The following is a 24,325-nucleotide window of genomic DNA, read 5'->3' as shown; positions in this document are numbered from 1 at the left end:
AACGGCCGTTTTGGCGCGTTGCTTGAAGGAGTGCTCGATAAAATGGCGAATGAAAACTGGCCCGTTTACGGTGAAATCACCGGCCCTGTCGTGATGATCGGCTTTGGTTCGATCGGACGGGGAACGCTGCCTCTGATCGAGCGCCATTTCAAATTCGACAAGTCGCGCATGACGGTCATCGACCCGCTCGACACCGACCGCAAGCTGCTCGACGAGCGCGGCATCGCCTTCGTGCAGGAGCACGTGACCGAGAAAAACTACAAGAAACTGCTGACGCCGCTTTTGACCAATGGTGGCGGCCAGGGCTTTTGCATCAATCTGTCGGTCGATACCGGCTCGGTCGACCTGATGCGGCTCTGCCGCAAGCTCGGCGTGCTCTACATCGACACCGTCGTCGAGCCGTGGCTCGGCTTCTATTTCGACGCCAAGGCCGACAATGCCAGCCGCACCAACTACGCGCTGCGCGAAGCCTTGATCAAGGAGAAGCACGACAAGCCCGGCGGCGCTACCGCGGTTTCGACCTGTGGCGCCAATCCGGGCATGGTCTCGTGGTTCGTCAAGCAGGCGCTGCTGAACCTTGCCGGCGACCTCGGCCTCGAGTTTTCCGAACCCGCGCAGGACGACCGTGACGGCTGGGCGAAGCTGATGAAGAAGGCCGGCGTCAAGGGCATCCACATCGCCGAGCGCGACACCCAGCGCACCAAGAAGCCGAAGCCGATGAACGTGTTCTGGAACACCTGGTCGGTCGAAGGTTTCATCTCGGAAGGGCTGCAGCCGGCCGAGCTCGGCTGGGGCACGCATGAGAGATGGATGCCGAAGAACGGCAAGGAGCACAAGCATGGCTCCAAGGCTGCGATCTATCTCGAACAGCCCGGCGCCAACACCCGCGTGCGCTCCTGGTGCCCGACGCCGGGCGCGCAATACGGTTTCCTGGTGACGCATAATGAGGCGATCTCGATCGCCGACTTCTTCACCGTGCGCGGTAAGAAGGGCAAGGTCCAATACCGCCCGACCTGCCACTATGCCTATCACCCCTGCAACGACGCCGTGTTGTCACTCCACGAAATGTTCGGCGCTGCCGGCAAGCCGCAGCCGGTCCACCATGTGCTCGACGAAAACGAGCTGGTCGACGGCGTCGACGAGCTTGGCGTGCTGCTCTACGGCCATGCCAAGAACGCCTACTGGTACGGTTCGCAGCTGTCGCTGGCCGAAGCCCGCAAGCTGGCGCCCTACCAGAACGCTACCGGCATGCAGGTCACCTCGGCCGTGCTCGCCGGCATGGTCTGGGCGCTGGAAAACCCGGAAGCCGGCATCGTCGAGGCCGACGAGATGGACTACAAGCGCTGCCTAGAAGTGCAGTCCCAGTATCTCGGACCGGTCAAGGGCTACTACACCGACTGGACGCCGCTCGATAACCGTCCGGGCCTGTTTCCCGAAGACCTCGACAAAAGCGACCCGTGGCAATTCCGCAACATCCTCGTTCGATAGCGGTTCCATACCCCTGCATCACTGCCTTGCAATCGCCCGGAAATCGGGCGATTGAAGGGATGCGGACGAGCGCAGTGTGCATCCATTTGGACGCACGAGGGACGGCTCTGGAAACTTGAGGCCACGCACATCGTGTTCCCCAAAACGTCGTTTGACGATTGGGCCGATGCGTCAGGAGAGGATTTGATATGACGATTGCGCGCAAAATTCTTTCTGCGGGCGCGGCGGGCGTTCTTGCGACGATGCTTGCCGCCTGCACCACCGGCGGCTCCGACGGGCCACCGATCTCATCGCAGGCGCGAGGCGTCGAAGGCTCATGGCTGAACGCCGAAGGCAAGGCGGTCTCGACATTGAACGGCGGCGTCTTCACCACCGTTTCGGCGGAGACCGGTGAGAAATTCGCTGACGGCAGCTACACCAAGACCGGCGCCACCTCGGTCGAGATCAACGGAACCTCGCTGATCCGACAGCAGCCAATCGCTTTCAACTGCCTGCTGGTGTCCATAAACCAGCTGAATTGCACCAGCTCCGCCGGGCAGAACTTCGTGCTGACCAGGCGCGGCTGAACCTTTCCCATGCGGCTTTGCGGATGGCGGCGGCGCGATGCCGCCGCCTTTTTTATGCCGGCAAACCGATGCCGGTTATCCGCCCTGATTCTTCTTGCATCGCCACAACCGCGATGTGAACATACCCGAAATGCTGGCTGTTATCCTGCAGTCGGGCAAGAGCGTTAAACGCCTTTGATCATATCCGGGAGACGAAGATGAAGAAGCTCGCCGCCATTGCCGCCCTCTCTGCCTCGACACTCGGCCTGTCGGCCGCACCATCCTTTGCCGATTACACGTTGAACATCCTGCATTTCAACGATTGGCACAGCCGCATCGAAGGCAACAACAAATACGAGTCAACCTGCTCGGCCGAGGAAGAGACCAAGGGTGAGTGCATCGGCGGCGCCGGCCGGCTGGTCACCGCGATCGCACAGGAGCGCAAGAAGCTCGAAGGCCAGAACGTGCTGCTGCTCAATGCCGGCGACAGCTTTCAGGGATCGCTGTTCTACATCACCTACAAGGGCACGGCGGAGGAGGAATTCCTCAATCAGATCAAGCCCGACGCGGTGACGCTCGGCAACCACGAATTCGACGATGGCGAGAGCGCGCTGGTGCCTTATCTCGACAAGGCGAAGTTCCCGATCGTCAGCGCCAATGTCGTGCCCAACGACAAGTCCGGCGCCGCAGGCAAGATCAAGCCGTCGATTGTGCTTGAGGTCGGCGGCCAGAAGATCGGCATTGTCGGCGCCGTGACCAACGACACGCCGGAACTCGCCTCTCCCGGCCCCAACATTACCATCGAGGACGACGTCAAGTCGATCACCGCCGAGGTCGAGAAGCTGAAGGCGCAAGGCGTCAACAAGATCATTGCCGTCACCCATATCGGCTACAGGCGCGAGCGCGATGTCATCGCCAAGATCCCGGGCATCGATGTGGTGGTCGGCGGCCACAGCCATTCGCTTCTGTCCAACACCGACCCGAAGGCTGAAGGCCCCTACCCGACGATGGTCGACAACCCCGACGGCTCCAAGGTGCCTGTGGTGCAGGCCGCGTCCTATTCGAAATATCTCGGCGAATTCAAGGTCGTGTTCGACGACAATGGCAACGTCAAGGAAGCCAGCGGCGACCCGATCTTCCTCGACAAGTCGATCACTCCCGATCCGGCCGTTCTTGCCCGCATCAAGGAGCTTGGCGCGCCGATCGAGGCGCTGAAGAACAAGGAAGTGGCCGAGACCACCGAGGCCATCGACGGCAGCCGCGAAAGCTGCCGCACCAAGGAATGCGCGATGGGCAACCTCGTCTCCGACGCCATCCTCGACCGCGTCAAGGGACAGGGCGTCGAGATCGTCGTCTCGAATGGCGGCGGCCTGCGTGCTTCGATCGACAAGGGCACCGTCACCATGGGCGAGGTGCTGACCGTGCTGCCGTTCCAGAACACGCTGGCGACCTTCCAGATTTCCGGCAAGGATCTGGTTGCCGGGCTGGAAAACGGCGTCAGCCAGGTCGAGGACGGCGGCGGCCGCTTCCCGCAGGTGGCAGGTCTTAAATACTCCTTCGACAAGTCGGTCGCGCCCAATGCCGGCCGAGTCAAGTCGGTCGAGGTGATGCAGAACGGTGCCTGGGCGGCGATCAATCCGGACAAGGACTATCTGGTCGCCACCAACAATTACGTCCGCCAGGGCGGCGACGGCTACAAGGTCTTCGCCGAGAAGGCCAAGAACGCCTATGATTACGGCCCGGGCCTCGAACAGGTGGTCGCCGACTATCTCGCCGCGCACCGGCCCTACACGCCCAAGCTCGACGGCCGCATCACCGAGGTTGCCGCAACCGTAGCGGCTGCCCCGGCCGCCGAGCCGGCAAAACCAGCCGAACCGGCACCTGCTCCAGCGGAACCGGCAAAACCGGCCGAGGCTGCACCGGCGGAGCCGGCGATGCCCGCATTGCCGGCAGGCTCCGGCGACATCACCACCACGCCGCCGACTGTCCCGGCGGAAACCGCCCCGGCAACGCCGGCTCCGGCCGAACCGGCAAAACCGGCCGAAGCCGCACCTGCTCCGGCAAAGCCGGCTGACGCCGCCCCGGCCGAAGCCAGCCATGTCATCGTCGCCGGCGATACCTATTGGGATCTCGCCAAAAAGGCCTACGGCGACGGCGCCAAGTGGAAGGTGATCTCCGAGGCCAACAAAGGCTACGAACCACGCCGGCTTCCTGTCGGCGCGACCTTGACCATTCCGGCGAAGTAACCTCGCTTCGCACTTGCGACCAGCAAAACCCGTCCGGGTAACCGGACGGGTTTTTGGCTTTCAAGGTAAGGTGCGGCCAGACGCAGCATTGAAAACTTGCTCCGCATCGCTAGTTTCGCCCGACATCGTCGGTTTTCGCGGTGTCGGGAGACCTTCATGACGCTTTCCACGCCTGTCGACCCCAAAGCCGCGAAAGCGCTCGACCCGCTACCGGCCGGACATCCGCCGGTAAAGGCAGGCAAGATCGGCGTCATGTTGGTCAATCTCGGCACGCCCGACGGTACCGATTTCAAGCCGATGTGGCGCTATCTCCGCGAATTCCTGTCCGATCCGCGCGTCATCGAACTCAACAAGGCGATCTGGTATCCGATCCTCTACGGCTTGGTGCTGACCACCAGACCGAAGAAGTCCGGCGCCAATTACGCCAGGATATGGAACCGCGAGAGGAACGACTCGCCGCTGCGCACCTACACCCGGGCGCAGGGCGAAAAGCTGGCCGCAGCGCTCATCGACCTACCCGATGTCGTGGTCGACTGGGCGATGCGCTACGGCAACCCCTCGACCGCGAGCGTCGCTCAAAGGCTGGTCGAGCAAGGCTGCGACCGCATCCTGTCGTTCCCACTCTACCCGCAATATTCGGCGACCACGACCGCCACCGCCAATGACCAGCTTTTTCGCGCGCTGATGAAAATGCGTCGCGCACCGGCGGTCCGCAGCGTGCCGCCCTACTATGACGAGCCGGTCTACATCGAGGCGCTCGCCCATTCGATCGAACGGCATCTGGCAACGCTCGACTTCGAGCCGGAGGTGGTCATCACCTCCTATCACGGCATCCCGAAGCCCTACTTCGAAAAGGGCGATCCCTATCACTGCCACTGCCAGAAGACGACACGACTGTTGCGTGAACGACTGGGGTGGGATGAAAAGAAGCTGATCATCACCTTCCAGTCGCGCTTCGGCGTCCAGGAATGGCTGCAGCCCTACACCGACAAGACGATCGAGAAACTGGCGAAGGACGGCGTCAAATCGATCGCCATCGTCAATCCAGGCTTTTCCGTCGACTGCATCGAGACGTTGGACGAAATCGGCCGCGAGGCGGCCGAGACCTTCCATCACGCCGGCGGCGAGAAATTCGCCCACATCCCGTGCCTCAACGACAGTGCAGAAGGCATGGCGGTGATCGAGGCGATGGTGCGGCGCGAGCTGTCGGGCTGGGTCTGAGGCCGCCACGTTGCGGCGATCGACCGCCGCAGTTGCGCTATTCCATGCACTAATAATCAACGATCACCTGATTGTAACATTATTGAAACACACCTAAGTGTTTGGTGAAGTCGGTTGCATGGAATCAACGCCATGGCCGGCATCTGAGGGAGATTCAAATGGACTTCAGTGGTTTCGGTATTGCGATTGGTGCGCTTGCCTTTCTGGTATTGGTGCTTCTTATCAAAGGCATCCGGACAATCCCGCAAGGCTATAATTATACGGTGGAGCGCTTTGGTCGTTACACCAAAACACTAAGCCCCGGCCTCAACCTCATCGTGCCGTTCGTCGACCGCATCGGCGCCAAGATGAACATGATGGAGCAGGTGCTCGACGTTCCGAGCCAGGAAATCATAACGCGCGACAACGCCATTGTCGGCGTCGACGGCATCGCCTTCTACCAGATCCTCAATGCGGCGCAGGCCGCCTACCAGGTCGCCGGCCTGGAGAACGCCATCCTCAATTTGACGATGACCAACATCCGTACCGTCATGGGCTCGATGGACCTCGACGAATTGCTGTCGAACCGCGACGCCATCAACGAACGGCTGCTGCGCGTGGTCGACGAAGCGGCCCATCCGTGGGGCATCAAGATCACCCGCGTCGAGATCAAGGATATCAATCCGCCGGCCAACCTCATCGAATCGATGGGTCGTCAGATGACGGCTGAACGTAACAAGCGTGCGCAGATCCTCGCCGCCGAAGGCCTCAAGCAGTCGCAGATCCTCGAGGCCGAAGGCCGCAAGGAAGCCGCCTTCCGCGACGCCGAGGCGCGCGAACGCTCGGCCGAAGCCGAAGCGCGAGCCACCCAGGTTGTATCGGAAGCCATCTCCAAGGGCGACGTGCAGGCACTCAACTACTTCGTGGCGCTCAAATACACCGAAGCGATGGGCAAGATCGGTACCGCCAACAACAGCAAGGTCGTGCTGATGCCGATGGAAGCGTCGGCACTGATCGGCACGCTCGGCGGCATAAGCGAGATCGCCAGGGAGGTGTTCCGCAGCGAAGGCACCGCCGGCGCCGCCAGGCAGGCCGCCCGCCCTCCGGTGGTTCGCCCGAATGAGAACTGAGACCTGACGAGAACTGAGGTCGCGAGCATGATCCCGAAAAGTGGGAACCGGTTTTCGGAAAAGATCATGCTCCACAGGAAGTAGGAGCGCACTCCCATGTTCGACCGCATCATTTCCGAACTTGGTCCGTGGAACTGGATGGTTCTGGGCTTCGTCCTCCTGGTGATGGAGGTCATCGCGCCAGGAATATTCATGCTGTGGATCGGCATCGCCGCATTGGTGATCGGTGTGATTTCCCTGCTCGTCTGGGACGCAAGCTTCTGGGCCTGGGAAGTCCAGGTCCTCGCCTTCCTGGCCCTGTCGCTGGTCTCGGCCCTTGCCGGAAAGAAGCTGGTTGGTGGGCGTAATACCCCTAGCGACCAGCCGCTGCTCAACCGGCGCGGCGCGCAGTTGGTCGGCAGGATGGCAACGCTGGCCGAGCCGATCAAGGACGGTCGCGGCCGCATCAAACTCGGCGACACACTGTGGCGCGTCTCCGGTCCCGACCTGCCGGCCGGCACGCAGGTGCGCGTCGTCAGTTCGGCCGACACCGATCTGGAACTGACCGTCGAGGCCGTCTGAGCGCCCGAAGGCCCGCAGCGCATTTGGCAGCAATCGAAGCGCGCCGCGTAGGTCACCCCAACGCAATGCGGTTTTAGTTTCCTCAGGCTGCGCCGATACGCAGCAAATCGTGGAAGTGAACCACCCCAACGGGCATCCTGTTTTCCGTCACTACCAGCGCACCGATATTGTATTCGTTGAGAAGCGCGATCGCCGTTCCGGCCAGCGTCTGCGGATCGACCGTCTTCGGCGTGCGGGTCATGATGTCGTCCACGGCGATATCGGCCAGGTTTCGATGCAGATTGCGCGCGACATCACCGTCAGTGATGATCCCGACCAGCTCGCCCTTCCCGTCGACGACACAGACACAACCGACTTTCTTGTTCGACAACGTCATGACCGCTTCCGGCATCTTGGTACCGAGCGCCGCTAGCGGAATCTGATCGCCGACCCGCATGATCTCGGAGACGAGAGTCAGATTGGCGCCGAGCTGGCCGCCGGGGTGGAATGTGCGGAAATGGTCGGGCGTGAAGCCGCGCGCTTCGAGCAGCGCTATGGCCAGCGCATCGCCGACCACCAGTTGCAGCAGGGTCGATGTCGTCGGCGCCAAACCGTGCGGGCAGGCTTCCGGCGCGGACGGCAGGAGCAGCACCACGTCGGCCGCGCGCGCCAGCGCCGAGGCCGCGCCCGCGGTAATCGCAATCAGCGGGATCGAGAAGCGCCTGGAATAGGCGACGATGCCCATCAATTCTTTGCTCTCGCCGGACCATGACATGGCGATGATGGCATCGTCTCTGGCGATCATGCCAAGGTCGCCATGATTGGCCTCCGCCGGATGGACGAAGAAGGCAGGCGTGCCGGTCGAAGCCAGACTGGCCGCGATCTTAGTGCCGATATGGCCGCTTTTGCCGACGCCGGTGACTATGACGCGGCCATTGATGCGCGACACCATGTCGACGGCGCGGGCGAAAGGTTCGGCCAGTTCGTTCTCCAGCGCGGCGGCCAATGCCGCCACGCCGGCCTGTTCCGTGGCTACCGTTCTCAGCGCCGAGGCGATCGAAGCCTCCAAAGGCTTCTTTTCTTGGGATCCCGCATGCATGGCTGATGCGATTAGCGCTTTGCCGTTCGCCTGTCCAACAGAATTGCCGTCCAGCCATGTCCGACAGGCCGCCCTTCAACCCTCCGTTAACCATCCCCGTTTACGGTTCGGTAAGTATGGCGCGCTTGCGCCGCGCAAGCAGTGGTGACGATGTCGCGGGCCCAGCCTCAAGAGAAAAAAGGTCGAACGGGCAGAGCCTTTTGCGCTCTGCTTCTGGCGACGAGCGTGCTCGCTTTGCTGCGGCCAACTGCGCTTCATGCCCAGGAGACCGAGCTGCGCGGCGAGGTTTCGGAATCGGCGATCCTGTCCGACCAGCAGCGCCGGGCCAGGCAATTGAGCAAGGCCAACACGCAGGTCAAGCCCGCCCCTGCCGACACCGCCCCCACGGGAAACACGCCAACGGCCTATGTGCCGGCCAGCGATGGCGCCTTGCCTGACGACACCGACCCGTCACAGGCCGGCGCGAACAGCATTTTCGACCCGCCGGCGACCATCGACGATTCGTTCGCCGACAAGCCGGCAACCGTCCAGCCACGCCGTCCGTCGACGGCAAAGCAACGCGCCGCCGCGGATGCAGACAAGGCCAAGGACAAAACCAAGGCTGCCGACAAGAAGAAGCCTGGCAAAGCCACGGACCAGACCACCACCGGAACGACTCCGGACGGCACTGCGGCAGACGACGCCGATCAGGACACAGCCAACCGCCGTGTCCTCACCGTCGACGGCGTCGACCGACGAAAGCTCGACCCTGGCGCCGAGCGCGCCGACGCCATCGAGGGCCAGAAGAAGAAGCTCGAGGACGACCCGTACGCGGCAACCGGCATCAAGGTCGGCTCGTTCCTGCTGCGGCCGGCGCTCGAGCAGGGCGTTGCCGTCACGTCGAACGCCGATTCCAGCGCTGGCGGCAAGTCGGCGGTGCTGTCCGAAACGGCGCTGCGTTTCTCCGCCGCCTCCGATTGGCGCGAGAATTCGGCGGTCATCGACGGCTACGGTAATTTCCGCAACACCATTTCGGGCCAGAAGATCAATGAGGCACGCGGCCGTATCCAAGGCACGTACAATGTCGACCTCGACAATGAACTGCGCGCCATCGCCAAGCTCGGCTACGAGATTGCACCGGAATCGGCCTCCGCGCCCGACGCCATTGCCGGCGTCAAATCGCAGCCGATCCGCCAGACGGTCGACGGCAGCCTCGGCGTCGAGAAGGACGTCGGCAAGATGCGCTTTGCGCTGACCGGCGCCGTCTCCCACGACATCTATGGCGATGCCGAACTTACCGATGGCACCTCGCTGTCGCAGAAGGACCAGGACAACACGCTCTACACCGCAACGTTGCGGACCGGCTATGAAATTTCCCCGGCTCTGACGCCCTTTGCTGAGATTGAGCTCGGCCGCCGGGTATATGACCAACGGATCGACAACAAGGGCTTCGAGCGCTCTTCGACCCGGCTTGGCGCACGCGCCGGTATCGAAGTCGACATGGGCGAGAAGCTCAAGGGTGAGTTCTCGGCCGGCTGGCTGAGGGAGGCGATCGACGACAAGAACCTGGAGGCGATTTCGGGAGCCACCATCAATGCCGACCTCAAATGGTCGCCCGAGCGCGGTACCATCATCGGCCTCACCGGGCGAACCACGGTCGAAGGCACAACGAATGCCGGTGAGAGCGGCGACATCCTCTATTCCGGCCGCCTCACCGGCGAGCGGCAGATCCGCGCCGACCTGACCGGCAACGCAGCCCTTGGGCTCGACTGGCGCAATTACACCGGCTCCGACGGCCATGACATGACGCTGAGTGCAGAGGCCGGGCTGACCTGGTGGCTGAACCGCTATGTCGGCCTCACCAGCCGCGCCCGCACCGAAAAGCTGACCAGCAATCTGCCCGGGCGCAACTACACCGCCAACAGCATCTATTTGGGGCTGAAGCTGCAGCGGTAGCTAAAAAGCAGCGCCGCGACGCTCGGACGGCTTCATCTCATCGAGCAGCGTGCGGATGACGCCGGCCATGTTCTCGTTCATGTCGCTGCGCCACAGCGCGAAGGCGACATTGGCCTCGACGAAGCCTTCCGGCGAGCCGCAATCGAAGGTGCGGCCCTGAAAGTGGTAGCCAAAGAAGGGCTGCTGCTTTTCCAGCTTCAGCATCGCGTCGGTGAGCTGGATCTCGTTGCCGGCGCCCTTTTCCTGGCTTTCGAGGATCTTGAAAATCTCGGGCTGCAGGATGTAGCGGCCGTTGATGTAGAGATTGGACGGCGCGGTGCCGGTCTTCGGCTTTTCGACCATCTCGGTGATGCGGAAGCCGTGATGCGTGTCCTCGCCGCGGCCGACAATGCCATATTTGTGGGTCTCGGCCGGATCGCATTCCTGTACGGCGATGATGTTGTTGCCCGTCTCCTCGTAGAGCTCGACCATGGCCTTCGTGCAGCTCTTCTCCGACTGCATGATCATGTCGGGCAGCAACAGCGCGAAGGGTTCATCGCCGACCAGTTCGCGGGCGCACCAGACGGCGTGGCCGAGCCCCATCGGCACCTGCTGGCGGGTGAACGAGGTCTGCCCCGGCGCCGGCTGCAGCCGCTGCAAGCGGGCCAGCTGATCGTCCTTGCCGCGCTGTGCCAGCGTATCATAGAGCTCGAACTGGATATCGAAATGGTCTTCTATGACCGCCTTGTTGCGGCCGGTGACGAAGATGAAATGTTCGATGCCGGCCTCGCGCGCCTCATCGACGACATACTGGATGACCGGCCGGTCGACGACGGTCAGCATCTCCTTGGGAATGGCCTTGGTGGCCGGGAGAAACCGTGTGCCGAGACCGGCGACCGGGAAAACTGCCTTGCGAACTCGCTTCATGCGTCAATTATCCGTTTGAGGGCGTGCCCGGCCTCGCGACATTTTCGCGCCGGAATTGTGGATTATCGGGCCATTGAGGGAAACATCAACCGGTAAAGCATCCAGGTGTCTTTTCGTTCCAGGCGCCGCCTATGGTAAACCAATTGCTAACCCGGTTCGGCGATGAATGGTCTTTCCTGAGATAGAGAAAGGGGAAAATATGTCCGTTCGCAGTGCCGCAAAACTCTTTACCAGCGTGCTGACGGCGGCCAGCCTCTCGCTCGCCTTGCTGATGCCGGCCGGACCGGCCTTCGCCGATGCCGGTTTTCGGCAATGGGTCGCCGGCTTCCGCGCCACGGCCGTGGCGGGCGGCGTTTCCGGCGGGGTCTACGACCGAGCGTTCCGGGGCATCAATGAGCCCGACCCGGTGGTGCTGGAAAAGGCACGCACCCAGCCCGAATTCACCGCACCTGCCTGGGACTATTTCGACAACCGCGTCCACGACCAGTCCGTTGCCGTCGGCCAGCAGATGGCCAAAAAATGGAAGCCGTGGCTGGAACGGATCGAGGCGAGGTTCGGCGTCGACCGCTACATCCTGCTCGCCATCTGGTCGATGGAATCGAATTATGGCGAGATCCTCAAGCGCGACGACATCATGCGCAATGTCATCCGCTCGCTGGCAACCCTCGCCTATGGCGACCCGAAGCGTTCGAAATTCGCCCGCACCCAATTGGTCGCCGCGCTGAAAATCCTGCAGACCGGCGACATCGACGAAAGCCACCTGATGGGCTCCTGGGCCGGCGCCATGGGCCAGACCCAGTTCATCCCGACCAGCTACCAGCATTATGCCGTCGACATGGACGGCAACGGCAAGCGCGACATCTGGAATTCGATCCCCGATGCGTTGGCGACATCAGCCAATCTGCTGAAGAAGAATGGCTGGCAGGGCGGCAAGACCTGGGGCTACGAGGTCACCATTCCGGCGGGCAAACTGCCGGCCGGCTCGAAGACATTGGCGCAGTGGCAGGCGCTCGGCGTCGCCAGGGCCAATGGCAAGCCGTTCAAGAACGCAACCGACAAGGCGACGCTGAAAGTGCCGGACGGCCGCGGCGGACCGGCCTTCCTGATGATCAAGAACTTCTCCGTCATCAAGGCCTACAACAACGCCGACAAATATGCCCTGGCCGTCGGCCTTCTTGCCGACGAAATCGCCGGCTCTAATGGTCTGGTGCAGGACTGGAAGCGGCCTTTCACCAAACTGTCCTTCGAGGAAAGGCAGGAGTTGCAGAAGCGGCTTTCGCAGCACGGACTTTACGACGGCAAGTTCGACGGCAAGATCGGTGACGGCACAAAAACCGCCATCATGACCTATCAGGCAACGGTCGGCTTGACCCAGGACGGGTATCCGAGCATGGAAGTGCTCAAATGGCTCAGAAAGAAATAGAGCCGGCGACGGCAGCGCGCATCTGTGACGCGCAAGGGATGCCGTAGCATCGGTCTGTGCATGATCCCCTGCGAGGGCCATGCACCAAGGGATGGAGAGGGTGCTTGGTTTCGGCAACGCGTATCCGTGTGATCGTTTTCCGCTTGCCGATCCTCGTTCTGGCCATCGTTGTCCTGGCGACGGGACTCGCCGGCAGTTTCCACACACCGGCTTTGGCGCAGGAACAACCGCAGAACCGCGGCTGGTCGCTGCGCGACCTTCTGTTCCCGCGCCGCAGCGAACGCATCGAGCCGCCGCTCGACGTCCGCAAGGCAAAGCCGAAGGTCAAGAAGAAGCCCCGTGCACCCATTGAACCTTCCGCTCCGATTGTCGAGAAGACACCGGATGCCCGCGTCGTTCTGGTGATCGGCGATTTCATGGCCAACGGCCTGGCCGAGGGCCTCGAAACAGCCTTTGCCGACAATGCCAACGTCAGGATCGTCGAGCGCGCCAACGGTTCTTCGGGTTTCGTGCGCGATGATGTCTACAATTGGCCCGAACAGGTCAAATCGCTGGTCGAGACCGAAAAACCCTCCGTGGTCGTCGTCATGCTCGGCTCCAACGACCGCCAGCAGATGCGCGTCAACGATGTGCGCGAGCAGCCGCGCTCCGAGAACTGGACCAAGGAATACGAACGCCGGACCGAAGCCTTGGGAAAGGCACTGGCGGCGACCAAGGTGCCTTATCTGTGGGTCGGCATGCCAGCCTTCAAGACGCCGAAGATGACCTCCGACATGCTGGCATTCAACGACATCTACCACTCGGCAGCCGAGAAGAACGGCGGCGAATTCGTCGATGTCTGGGATGGGTTCGTCGACGAGAACGGCGCCTTTGTCTCGACCGGCCCCGACATTAACGGCCAGGCCGTGCGGCTGCGCTCCGACGACGGCATCAACGTCTCGAAAGCCGGCAAGCGAAAGCTCGCCTTCTACACCGAAAAGCCGCTGGCCAAGATCCTCGGCCTGGCAGCGCCGGGAAGCGTGGTGACGGCTGCCGCGCCGGCCGGCGCCCCGGTCGAGGCGCCGTCGCTGCCCGCCGCCCCGATCGTGGTCGACCGCACCGTTCCAATGCTGCTCAACGATCCGGCGCTCGACGGCGGGACCGAGCTTCTCGGTGCGGCGGCGGCGCCGAAAGCCAATCCGGATCTGCCCGGCGAAAAACTAATCCTCGAAGGCAAGGCGCCCGAGGCCTCGCCCGGCCGCGCCGACGACTTCTCCTGGCCGCCCAAGGCCGCTGCCGCGACGGATACGACGACGGCGATCAACCGTTAACGGGGGAGTACCGTCGACCCCATCAGCGCTTCATCGATCGAGCGCGCGGCCTGGCGGCCTTCGCGGATCGCCCACACAACCAGCGACTGGCCGCGGCGCACATCACCTGCGGCGTAGAGCTTGTCGACGCTGGTCTTGTAGTCGCGATCGTTGGCTTCGACATTGCGGGAACGGCGGCTGTCGGTGGTGATTTTCATCTCACCGTCCAGCTCTTTCGCGACGCCGGCGGCAGCCGGTCCGGCAAAGCCGATGGCGATGAAGGCGAGGTCTGCACGGATGACGAATTCGGTGCCGGCGGTCGGCTTGCGCTTCTCGTCGACTTCGCAGCATTTGACGCCGGTCAGTTGGCCGTCCTCGCCGATGAATTCGAGCGTCGCCACCTGGAATTCGCGCTCCGCACCTTCGGCCTGTGAGGACGAGGTGCGCATCTTGGTCGCCCAGTAAGGCCAGACCGAAAGCTTGTCTTCCTTCTCCGGCGGCTGCGGGCGGATGTCGAGCTGGGTGACGCGCACCGCGCCCTGGCGGAAGGCGGTGCCGACGCAGTCGGACGCGGTATCGCCGCCGCCGACGACGACGACATGCTGGCCGCCGGCGATGATCGGATGCGACGGCCAGGCCACCGACTGGATCGGCTCGCCGCCGACGCGACGGTTCTGCTGCACCAGATAGGGCATGGCGTCATAGACGCCGCCGAGATCGTCGCCCGGAATGTTGGCCGGACGCGGCGATTCCGAACCGCCGCAATAGAGCACCGCATCGTATCCGGCGAGCAACTCTGCCACCGGCTTGTCGACGCCGACATTGACGCCGCAATGGAAGGTCACGCCCTCGCCCTGCATCTGCTCGATGCGGCGGTCGATATAGTGCTTCTCGATCTTGAAGTCGGGAATGCCGTAGCGCATCAGCCCGCCGGGACGGCTCTCACGCTCATAAACGCTGACCTCGTGGCCGGCGCGGCCAAGCTGCTGCGCCGCCGCCATCCCTGCCGGGCCGGAGCCGATGACAGCGACCCGCTTGCCCGTCTTCTTCTCTGGCGGATAAGGCCGGATATGGCCGGTTTCATAAGCCTTGTCGGCGATTGCCTGTTCGACAGTCTTGATGGCAACCGGAATGTCCTCGAGGTTCAGCGTGCAGGCTTCCTCGCAGGGCGCGGGGCAGATGCGGCCGGTGAACTCGGGGAAATTGTTGGTCGAATGCAGGTTGCGGATCGCATTGTCCCAGTCGCCATTGTAGACGAGGTCGTTCCAGTCCGGGATCTGGTTGTGGATCGGGCAACCGGTCGGCCCGTGGCAGAACGGGATGCCGCAATCCATGCAGCGCGCCGCCTGTTTCTCGACCTCCTTGTCCGACATCGGCAGCGTGAATTCACGAAAATGCCGGATGCGGTCGGAGGCCGGCTGGTACTTGTGCACCTGCCGGTCGATTTCGAGAAAGCCTGTTACCTTGCCCATAGTCCAGTTCCTGCTGTCCAGATGGTGCGGTTTTCGCACCCGTTAACCCCTTGAGGCAGCCGTGGCAACCTTGCATCCGAGGTCAAACTGTCGCTGAAAGTTCCGCCGGGAAGCCTGCGCCTCCCGGCAAGTCGAAAAACCTATTCCGCCGCCACGCCCATGCGCATGCGTTCCATCTCGATCAGCGCGCGGCGGTATTCGACCGGCATGATCTTGCGGAATTTCGGCCGGAAGGTCGTCCAGTCGTCGAGTATCTCGCGGCCGCGTACCGAACCGGTGAAATGGACGTGGTTCGAGATAAGCTGGTAAAGCCGTTCCTCGTCATGGGTGGTCATGTCGCCCGAGACGTCGACGCGACCCTTGTGGTCGAGGTCACCGCCATGATGCAGCAGCCTTTCCATCAGATCGTCTTCTTCCGGAACCGGCTCCAACTCGACCATCGCCATGTTGCAGCGCGCGGCGAAATCGCCGGCCTCATCCAGAACATAGGCCACGCCGCCCGACATGCCGGCAGCGAAGTTGCGACCGGTCTGGCCGATGACGACGACGATGCCGCCGGTCATGTATTCGCAGCCATGATCGCCGACGCCTTCAACGACGGCGGCGACGCCCGAATTGCGCACCGCGAAGCGCTCGCCGGCGACACCTGCGAAATAGGCCTCGCCCTCGGTCGCGCCATAGAGGACGGTGTTGCCGACGATGATCGATTCCGCCGCGACGATCCTGGACTCCTCCGGCGGCCGGATGACGATGCGTCCGCCCGACAGGCCTTTGCCGACATAGTCGTTGGCCGCACCGACGAGATCGAACGAGATGCCGCGCGCCAGGAAGGCGCCGAACGACTGGCCGGCGGTGCCGGTCAGCTTCACCTGGATCGTGTCCTCGCGCAGGCCCTTGTGCCTGAAGCGCTTGGCGACTTCGCCCGACAGCATGGCGCCCGTGGAGCGATCGACATTGCGGATGTCGACCTCGATCTTGACCGGCTGCTTGCTTTCGAGCGCGGGCTTCGCCAGTTCGATTAGCTTGCGATCGAGTACATCGTCGATCGGGTGTTTCTGCCGTTCGGTCCAGTGCACCGCCTCATGCGGCGCGTCCGGCTTGAAGAACATCTTGCCGAAATCGAGCCCGCGCGCCTTCCAATGCTGGATCATCTCGCGCTTTTCCAGCAGGTCGCTGTCGCCGATGATCTGGTCGATATGGGTGTAGCCCATCTCGGCCAGCAGCCCCCTCACCTCTTCCGCAACATAGAAGAAGAAGTTGATGACATGCTCGGGCGTGCCCTTGAAACGCTTGCGCAGAACCGGGTCCTGCGTCGCGACGCCGACCGGGCAGGTGTTCAAGTGGCACTTGCGCATCATGATGCAGCCGGCCGCGATCAGCGGCGCGGTCGAGAAGCCGAACTCGTCGGCACCGAGCAGCGCACCGATGATGACGTCGCGCCCCGTGCGCAAGCCACCATCGACCTGCAGCGCAACGCGCGAGCGCAGCCCGTTCAGTACCAGCGTCTGGTGCGTCTCGGCAAGGCCCATTTCCCATGGACTGCCGGCATGCTTGAGCGAGGTCAGCGGCGACGCGCCGGTGCCGCCATCATAGCCGGAGATGGTGATGTGGTCGGCGCGCGCCTTGGCGACGCCCGCCGCAACCGTACCGACACCGACTTCCGACACCAGCTTTACCGAGACGTCGGCCGCCGGGTTGACGTTCTTCAGATCGTAAATCAGCTGCGCCAGATCCTCGATCGAATAGATGTCGTGATGCGGCGGCGGCGAGATCAGGCCGACGCCAGGCGTCGAGTGCCGGACCTTGGCGATGGTGGCGTCGACCTTGTGGCCGGGCAGCTGGCCGCCCTCACCGGGCTTGGCGCCCTGCGCGACCTTGATCTGCATGACATCGGAATTGACGAGATACTCGGCGGTGACGCCAAACCGCCCCGAGGCGACCTGCTTGATCGCCGAACGTTCGGGGTTCTTGCCGCCGCCCGGCAGCGGCAGATAGCGGTCGGCCTCTTCGCCGCCCTCGCCGGTGTTCGACTTGCCGCCGATCTGGTTCATGGCGCGCGCCAGCGTCGTGTGTGCCTCGCGCGAGATCGAGCCGAACGACATCGCCCCTGTCGAGAAGCGCTTGACGATATCGGCCGCCGACATCACGTCCTCTATCGCCACCTTCTTGCGGCCGGTCTCTTCCGCAAGCTTGATCCTGAACAGGCCGCGTATGGTCTGGGCACGGGCCGTCTCGCTGTCGATCTGCGCGGAATACTCCTTGAACGTCTCCCACGAGCCCTGGCGCACGGCGTGCTGCAAGGTGGCGACGGCGTCGGGCGACCACATATGGGCTTCGCCGCGCATGCGGTACATGTACTCGCCGCCGACCTCGAGGCTGTTGCGCAGCACCGGATCGTTGCCGAAACCGTCGGTGTGGCGGCTGAGCGTCTCGGCCGCGACCTCGTCCAGACCGACACCTTCGATCAGCGTCGCTGTGCCGGTGAAGTACTTCTCGACGAAATCCGACTTCAGCCCGATGGCGTCGAATATCTGCGCGCCGCAATAGGACTGGTAGGTGGAGATGCCCATCTTCGACATCACCTTGAGGATGCCCTTGCCGATCGACTTGATGTAGCGCGAGACCACCTCGTAGGCGTCAACCTCAGCCGGCAGTTCGCCACGCTTGTGCATGTCGAGCAGCGTATCGAAGGCAAGGTAGGGGTTGATCGCCTCGGCGCCGTAGCCGGCGAGACAGCAGAAATGATGCACTTCGCGCGGCTCGCCGGATTCCACGACCAGGCCGACCGCGGTGCGCAGACCCTTGCGGATCAGATGGTGGTGCACGGCAGCCGTCGCCAGCAGTGCCGGAATGGCGATACGGTCGGGACCGACCTGGCGGTCGGACAGGATGATGATGTTGTAGCCGCCGGCGACAGCGGCTTCCGCCCGCTCGCACAGACGCTCGACGGCGCCCTGCATGCCGGCCGCGCCCTCGCTCGACCCGTAGGTGATGTCGATGGTCTTGGTGTCGAAACGGTCCTCGGTGTGGCCGATCGAGCGGATCTTTTCCAGATCGCCATTGGTCAGGATCGGCTGGCGCACTTCGAGCCGCTTGCGGCGCGAATTGCCGACCAGGTCGAAGATGTTCGGCCGCGGCCCGATGAACGAGACAAGGCTCATCACCAGTTCCTCGCGGATCGGGTCGATCGGCGGGTTGGTGACCTGGGCAAAATTCTGTTTGAAGTAGGTGTAGAGCAGCTTCGACTTGTCCGACATCGCCGAGATCGGCGTGTCCGTGCCCATCGAACCCACCGCTTCCTGGCCGGTGGTCGCCATCGGCGACATCAACAGCTTGGTGTCTTCCTGCGTGTAGCCGAAAGCCTGCTGGCGATCGAGCAGGCTGACATCCTTGCGCAGCGCGCGCGGCTCGACCGGCTTCAGATCCTCGAGGATCAGCTGCGTGTTGTTGAGCCAGGTCTTGTAGGGATGCCTGGTGGCGATCTCCGACTTGATCTCCTCGTCGGAAATGATGCGGCCCTTGGCGAGGTCGATCAGAAGCATGCGGCCGGGCTGCAGCCGCCACTTCTTGACGATCCTCTCCTCCGGCACCGGCAGCACGCCGGCCTCTGACGCCATGATGACGCGGTCGTCGTCGGTGACGATGTAGCGCGCCGGCCGCAGCCCGTTGCGGTCGAGCGTGGCGCCGATCTGGCGGCCGTCGGTGAAGGCGACCGCGGCCGGCCCGTCCCACGGCTCCATAAGCGCTGCATGGTATTCGTAGAAAGCCTTGCGATCGGCATCCATCAGCTTGTTGCCGGCCCAGGCTTCCGGGATCAGCATCATCATGGCGTGGCTGAGGCTGTAGCCGCCCTGGAACAGGAATTCGAGCGCATTGTCGAAGCACGCCGTGTCGGACTGGCCGTCATAGGAGATCGGCCACAGCTTGGAGATGTTGTTGCCGAACAGTTCGGAATCGACCGAGGCCTGGCGCGCCGCCATCCAGTTGTTGTTGCCGCGCACCGTGTTGATCTCGCCATTATGCGCGACCATGCGGTAGGGGTGCGCGAGCTTCCATGACGGGAAGGTGTTGGTCGAGAAGCGCTGGTGGACGAGGATCAGCGCGGTCTCGAAACGCGGATCCGACAAATCCTTGTAATAGGCGCCGACCTGGTAGGCCAGGAACATGCCCTTGTAGACAATGGTGCGCGCCGATAGCGACACACAGTAGGCGCCGATATCCTTGTTGTTGTTCTCGGCGTAGATGCGGCCGGAAATCACCTTGCGCAGCAGGTACAGCCTGGCCTCGTATTCCTCGTCATCTGGAATGTCCGATGTGCGGCCGATGAAGACCTGGCGATGGAACGGTTCGGAGGCCGCAATATCGGGCGCCTTCGACAGCGATGAATTGTCGACCGGCACGTCGCGAAAGCCGAGCAGCGGCAGCCCTTCTGACTGCGCCGACTCGGCGATGATCTCTTCGATATGGGCGCGCAGTGCCGCATCCTGCGGCATGAACCAGTGGCCGACGCCGTATTGGCCTGCCGCCGGCAGTTCGACGCCCTGGGCCGCCATCTCTTCGCGGAAGAAATGATCGGGAACCTGCACCAGCACGCCGGCGCCGTCGCCCATCAGCGGATCGGCGCCGACAGCGCCGCGATGCGTCAGGTTTTCGAGCACGAAGAGCCCGTCCTTGACGATCTGGTGCGACTTCACGTTCTTCATGTTGACGATGAAGCCGACGCCACACGCGTCATGCTCGTTGCGCGGATCATAGAGACCCTGCGCGGCCATGCCATTGGTGGTCAGGCCGTTGGTGGTCTGGCCTTCTTTGGTCAGAACGATATTTTTAACGGCTGCCGCTTTCGTCTGCGCGGCCTGGCCGATAATCGCAGATGGCGTCAGTTCCGTCATCGTCCTGTCCTCCGTTCCGGCCCCTTGCACGTCTAGCATTTGGGGCGCTGGTCTACCTTGGGAAGCGACTGGCTTCCGCTCTCATTCTTGCGGCACGTCTTTTCGAAATCCTTGGCGGACCGTGCGGTGCACCGCCGGTTCGTATCCGGTATCGTACAGGCCACAGCCGAGCCGTCTACCCGTCGCTCGCGGCAACGGCCGGAGTGGCCCAAATATACGCCAATCCAGCCTGACTTGTGCGACAAAATAAGACAGCACTACTGTCCTAAATTTTTATGGCAGAAATCCTGGGCGCACACAAGACCGATTCACCAAATTCTTGGATGTTTGGCGACTGAAAATTACGTCAGGCGACGTCGAAACGAAATTTCGGTCCCGGCACTCCTTCGTGATCGCCTTTGGCTTTACCGCTTTTTCAGCCCTTGGCCCTTGCGCGTCAAACCCCGAAACGGCCATGGTCGCGCTCTTGTCGCAACCAGACTTTCTCAACCAGACAGGGACTTTCCTGATGTTCTTTGCATCCGACAACTGGGCGGGCGTCCATTCCAACATTGCCGCCGGGCTGTCAGCCAATGCTGGCGGCTTTTCGACCGCCTATAGCGATGGCGATCTCGACCGGGCCGTCTACCAGCGTTTCAGCGAGATCTTCGAACGCGAGGTCGCGGTGTTCTTCGTCGCTACCGGCACGGCGGCCAACTCGCTGTCCCTGGCCGCTTACAACAAGCCCGGCGGCATTTCCTTTGCGCACCGCGAATCGCACATCATCGAGGACGAATGCGGCGCGCCGGAATATTTCAGCGGCGGCTCGCGTCTCCATGCTGTCGACGGCGCCCTGGGCAAGATCGATCCGCACAATCTTGAACGCGCCGTCGCCCGTTTCGCACCCGAAATCGTCCATTGGGGACGCCCGACGGCCGTCTCGATCACCCAATCGACCGAAGTCGGCACAGTGTACGGGCTCGACGACATTTCCACCATTTCGGAGATCGCCAAACGCTTTTCCCTGCCGCTGCATATGGACGGCGCCCGTTTTGCCAACGCATTGGTCGCGCTTGAGACGACGCCGGCCGAAATGACCTGGAAGCGCGGCGTCGATATCGTCTCGTTCGGCGGCACCAAGAACGGCTGCTGGTGCGCCGAAGCGGTGGTGCTGTTCGATCTAGACCGCGCCAAGGAGCTGTCCTTCCTGCGCAAGCGCGCCGCACAGCTGTTCTCCAAGTCGCGCTTCATCGCAGCGCAGTTCGACGCCTACTTCACGGACGGCCTGTGGCTGGACATGGCCCGTCATGCCAATGCCATGGCCGCGCGCCTGGCGGCTGCGATCGAGGATTCGGCAACGGCTAAGCTCGCCTGGTTGCCGCAGGCCAACGAGGTGTTCGCGGTGATGAAAAAGGCGGAAGCCGAAAGGCTGCAATCCGTCGGCGCCGCCTTTTACGACTGGCACAGGCCGCGCGGCTTCGACGGCCATGTCGGCGACGACGAGTTGCTCTATCGCTTCGTCACGAGCTTTGCCACGACTTCAGATGAGGTCGATCGCTTCGGCCAGATGATCGCCTGAACCCGCGAGACCGCGCCAATGACAAAGCCACCTCTCGGCTCAACCATGCGGCTGGTTCGCCCGGCGCCAAACGTGCTCGGCTTCTACGATGGCCGCGTTGACGGCGTTCGCGCCTGGTCGGACGAGCCGAACTGGCTGGACGACGGCGCCTATGCCCTCGGCATCTGCACCTATGAGATCGTCGATGGTTCGCAGGCGCTTGTCTACGACACGCATATTTCGCTGCCTCACGCGCGCTTCATCAGGCAGACGCTCGAAGCCATGGGCGCAACATCGATCCGGCTCGTGCTCAGCCACTGGCATGACGATCATATTGCCGGCAATGAGGTGTTTCAGGATTGCGAGATTATCGCCAACACGCTCACCGCCTCGGCGCTCGCGAACAACCGGGCTGAGATCGAAAGCGGTGTTCCACCGATCAAGCCTCTCGTGCTGCCGAACAGGACCTTCGCAGGCAGTCTTGACCTCGCCGTTGGATCGATCGCCGTCGAACTGCGTCAGGTCGAAATCCACAGCCATGACGGCACGGTGCTGTTCATGCCCGAAACCGGCCTGCTCCTGGCGGGCGACACGCTCGAGGATCCGATCACCTATGTCAGCGAGGCGGATCGGCTGGCGCAACATCTGGTCGATCTCGAACGCATGGCCGGCTGGTCGATAGACCGCATCTTGCCCAATCACGGCTCGCTCGAAGCGATTGAGCGAGGCGGCTACGACAAAGGCCTCATCGCCGCGACGCAAGCCTACGTTCAAAAACTGCTTCGCTGCCGGCGTGAGCCTGATCTTGCGAAGCAGGATCTGAAAACCTGCGGCGCCGACATATTCGCCACGGGCGCGGTCGAGTACTTCGCGCTGTACGAGCCCGTCCACCGGCAAAACGTCGAGGCCGTTCTCGCAACCGGCACCGATCGCTAAGCAAGGAAAGGCCGCGCCAAAAGCTCGAGGCCAAGCAAGATCAGGAAAACAAGAAACCAGCGCCGGAAGGTCGCCGGGCTGATCCGCTGCCGGAGCAACTGTCCGAGCCACATGCCGAGCAAGGCCGGCGCAACCGCCAGCGACGACATGGCGACATGCCCGACCTGGAACGCGCCGTGCGAGGCAAGGCCGGCAGCGAGCGCGATCGTCGACACGGTGAAGGACAGGCCGAGCGCCTGGATCAGATCGCCACGGCTCAAGCCCAGCGCCTGAATGTAAGGTACAGCGGGCACGACGAACACGCCGGTGCCGCCGGTGACGATGCCGGTAAGGAAACCGACGATGGGCGACGACCAGCGCTCGGCTGACGCGGGAACCGTCAACTGCCGCGCCAGCAGCGTATAGACGGCATAGACGATCAGCGCCGCCCCGAGGCCGGCCGTCGTCCATTTGACATTGTCGCTGGCCAGCAGCCATGAGCCGGCCAGCGTGCCGGCGACGATGCCGACCATCATCAGCCACAGCCGCCTGAGGATCCATCCGAAGCTCGGGCCGGCAAACAGCTGCCAGATATTGGTGACGAAGGACGGCACGATCAGCAGCGAAGCCGCGGCGACCGGCGGCATGATTGTGCCCAGCAGCCCCATCGCCAACGTCGGCAGTCCCATACCGGTAACGCCCTTGACGATGCCGGCCAGCAGGAAGGTCACCGCAATGGTTGCCGTTAGGGCCAGGGAAAAATCAGCCGAAAGATCAGACATCGCCCTTCATGGGAAGACGGCGCCCGCCGCAAAAGAGCCAGAACTCTTCGGTTGGGGTGACAGAGGCTGCGGCGAAAAAAAGCGGCGCCTCGCGGCGCCGCTTTCGTCTCGGGAGGAGACGCTTTCAACCTTGGGCGTTGTGACGCCGCCGTCTTGATCACGCGGCGTTCTTGGCCTCGATCTGCTTGGCGTTGGCCGAAGAGGCGGTAATCGCGATCTTGCGCGGCTTCAGCTCCTCGGGGATGTTGCGCTTAAGGTCGACGAAAAGCAGGCCGTTCTTCAGGGTGGCGCCGACGACCTCGACATGGTCGGCAAGCTGGAAGCGGCGCTCGAACGAACGCGAGGCAATGCCGCGGTAGAGCAGCTCGGAGCCTTCGCCATTGCCCTCTTCCTTGCGCTCACCCTTGACGGTCAGCACGTTGCGGTGGGCTTCGATCGAAATCTCTTCGTCCGAGAAGCCGGCAACCGCCATCGAGATGCGATAGGCGTCCTCGCCGGTGCGCTCGATGTTGTAGGGCGGATAGGTCTGCGCGCCATCGGGCTGGGCCAGCGAGTCGAGCATGGTGAACAGGCGGTCGAAGCCGACGGTCGAGCGATAGAGCGGGGAAAAATCAACGTGACGCATGAGGTGTTCTCCTGTTGAGCAACATGTTTGCGTGTGGCCGGTGCGAAACCCTGGAAAGGCGTTTCGGGTGGACCAGCAGCCCCGACATCGGCGGCTGCATCCGACATTTGGGGAGCGCAAAAGCGCATTTCAAGGATTTTTGAAGAGCGCCAATCGAGGCGTCGATGAACGGCAGATGAACCGCTGCTTCGGCGCCCGTTCAGCCGGCCGGCGCTAGAGTGCCCCCAGGATAAAGAACCAGGCGGCGCCGGATGAAAGCGCCGCGACGAGGCCGACCGGGTGTAACGTCCCTTCCTCCCGG

The 24,325-nt window shown here is 62.9% G+C and carries 17 protein-coding genes; 11 read left to right on the top strand and 6 right to left on the bottom strand.

From position 1 onward, the window contains the following. Nucleotides 1-42: 42 nt before the first annotated feature. From NKI37_RS24285 to NKI37_RS24260, 6 genes are all read left to right on the top strand, one after another. Nucleotides 43-1,488 (top strand): homospermidine synthase, encoded by a 1,446-nt coding sequence (locus NKI37_RS24285; protein ID WP_023691759.1) that lies wholly within the window; start codon nt 43-45, stop codon nt 1,486-1,488. A gap of 188 nt (nt 1,489-1,676) precedes the next feature. Then, nucleotides 1,677-2,054 (top strand): Omp10 family outer membrane lipoprotein, encoded by a 378-nt coding sequence (locus NKI37_RS24280; RefSeq protein ID WP_023671949.1) that lies wholly within the window; start codon nt 1,677-1,679, stop codon nt 2,052-2,054. A gap of 197 nt (nt 2,055-2,251) precedes the next feature. Then, the gene (locus NKI37_RS24275; RefSeq protein WP_023832932.1) at nt 2,252-4,279 is read left to right on the top strand and encodes a bifunctional metallophosphatase/5'-nucleotidase; all 2,028 of its coding nucleotides are present in this window, start codon (nt 2,252-2,254) and stop codon (nt 4,277-4,279) included. A 156-nt stretch (nt 4,280-4,435) separates the two neighbouring features. Next, the gene (gene hemH / locus NKI37_RS24270) at nt 4,436-5,500 is read left to right on the top strand and encodes a ferrochelatase (protein ID WP_352788542.1); all 1,065 of its coding nucleotides are present in this window, start codon (nt 4,436-4,438) and stop codon (nt 5,498-5,500) included. 158 nt (nt 5,501-5,658) lie between these two features. Continuing rightward, the gene (locus NKI37_RS24265) at nt 5,659-6,609 is read left to right on the top strand and encodes an SPFH domain-containing protein (protein WP_023686408.1); all 951 of its coding nucleotides are present in this window, start codon (nt 5,659-5,661) and stop codon (nt 6,607-6,609) included. 96 nt (nt 6,610-6,705) lie between these two features. Next, nucleotides 6,706-7,170, top strand: a complete 465-nt coding sequence (locus NKI37_RS24260) for an NfeD family protein (protein ID WP_023686409.1) — start codon at nt 6,706-6,708, stop codon at nt 7,168-7,170. Between the two features lie 82 nt (nt 7,171-7,252). On the opposite strand, the gene NKI37_RS24255 is transcribed toward NKI37_RS24260, so the two are convergent. Continuing rightward, entirely contained in the window at nt 7,253-8,248 is a 996-nt protein-coding gene (locus NKI37_RS24255; RefSeq protein WP_023828225.1) for a KpsF/GutQ family sugar-phosphate isomerase, read from the bottom strand. Between the two features lie 150 nt (nt 8,249-8,398). On the opposite strand from NKI37_RS24255, the gene NKI37_RS24250 reads away from it, so the two are divergent. Beyond that, entirely contained in the window at nt 8,399-10,183 is a 1,785-nt protein-coding gene (locus tag NKI37_RS24250; RefSeq protein WP_352788537.1) for an outer membrane beta-barrel protein, read from the top strand. Here NKI37_RS24250 and galU read toward each other — a convergent pair whose 3' ends face one another. After that, nucleotides 10,184-11,089: a UTP--glucose-1-phosphate uridylyltransferase GalU gene (galU, locus tag NKI37_RS24245; protein WP_023671956.1), complete on the bottom strand. Its 906-nt coding sequence runs from the start codon at nt 11,087-11,089 to the stop codon at nt 10,184-10,186. Nucleotides 11,090-11,288: 199 nt separating this feature from the next. Between galU and NKI37_RS24240 the strand changes: the two genes are divergently transcribed. Both NKI37_RS24240 and NKI37_RS24235 read left to right on the top strand, forming a co-directional pair. Beyond that, on the top strand, nt 11,289-12,512 hold the full coding sequence (locus tag NKI37_RS24240) for a lytic murein transglycosylase (RefSeq protein ID WP_023691763.1): 1,224 nt from the start codon (nt 11,289-11,291) through the stop codon (nt 12,510-12,512). A 104-nt stretch (nt 12,513-12,616) separates the two neighbouring features. Further along, on the top strand, nt 12,617-13,822 hold the full coding sequence (locus NKI37_RS24235) for an SGNH/GDSL hydrolase family protein (protein WP_023691764.1): 1,206 nt from the start codon (nt 12,617-12,619) through the stop codon (nt 13,820-13,822). Here NKI37_RS24235 and NKI37_RS24230 read toward each other — a convergent pair. Continuing rightward, nucleotides 13,819-15,273: a glutamate synthase subunit beta gene (locus NKI37_RS24230; RefSeq protein ID WP_352788535.1), complete on the bottom strand. Its 1,455-nt coding sequence runs from the start codon at nt 15,271-15,273 to the stop codon at nt 13,819-13,821. The two genes, NKI37_RS24235 and NKI37_RS24230, sit on opposite strands and share 4 nt — an antisense overlap. A gap of 140 nt (nt 15,274-15,413) precedes the next feature. Continuing rightward, nucleotides 15,414-20,165, bottom strand: a complete 4,752-nt coding sequence (gene gltB / locus NKI37_RS24225) for a glutamate synthase large subunit (RefSeq protein ID WP_352788532.1) — start codon at nt 20,163-20,165, stop codon at nt 15,414-15,416. A 508-nt stretch (nt 20,166-20,673) separates the two neighbouring features. On the opposite strand from gltB, the gene NKI37_RS24220 reads away from it, so the two are divergent. Beyond that, entirely contained in the window at nt 20,674-21,723 is a 1,050-nt protein-coding gene (locus NKI37_RS24220; RefSeq protein ID WP_023823287.1) for a threonine aldolase family protein, read from the top strand. An 18-nt stretch (nt 21,724-21,741) separates the two neighbouring features. Beyond that, nucleotides 21,742-22,638: an MBL fold metallo-hydrolase gene (locus tag NKI37_RS24215; protein WP_352794578.1), complete on the top strand. Its 897-nt coding sequence runs from the start codon at nt 21,742-21,744 to the stop codon at nt 22,636-22,638. Here NKI37_RS24215 and NKI37_RS24210 read toward each other — a convergent pair. Both NKI37_RS24210 and NKI37_RS24205 read right to left on the bottom strand, forming a co-directional pair. Beyond that, a complete protein-coding gene (locus NKI37_RS24210) occupies nt 22,635-23,399 on the bottom strand; it encodes a sulfite exporter TauE/SafE family protein (protein WP_023695702.1) in 765 nt (254 codons plus the stop codon). The two genes, NKI37_RS24215 and NKI37_RS24210, sit on opposite strands and share 4 nt — an antisense overlap. Before the next feature lie 157 nt (nt 23,400-23,556). Further along, a complete protein-coding gene (locus NKI37_RS24205) occupies nt 23,557-24,024 on the bottom strand; it encodes an Hsp20 family protein (RefSeq protein ID WP_023671202.1) in 468 nt (155 codons plus the stop codon). Nucleotides 24,025-24,325: the final 301 nt, after the last annotated feature.

The sequence above is a fragment of the Mesorhizobium sp. M0626 genome (genome assembly GCF_040320665.1).
GTDB lineage: Bacteria > Pseudomonadota > Alphaproteobacteria > Rhizobiales > Rhizobiaceae > Mesorhizobium.
The sequence above is the reverse complement of the archived record's forward strand: the minus strand, read 5'-3'. Positions and strand labels throughout refer to the sequence as shown.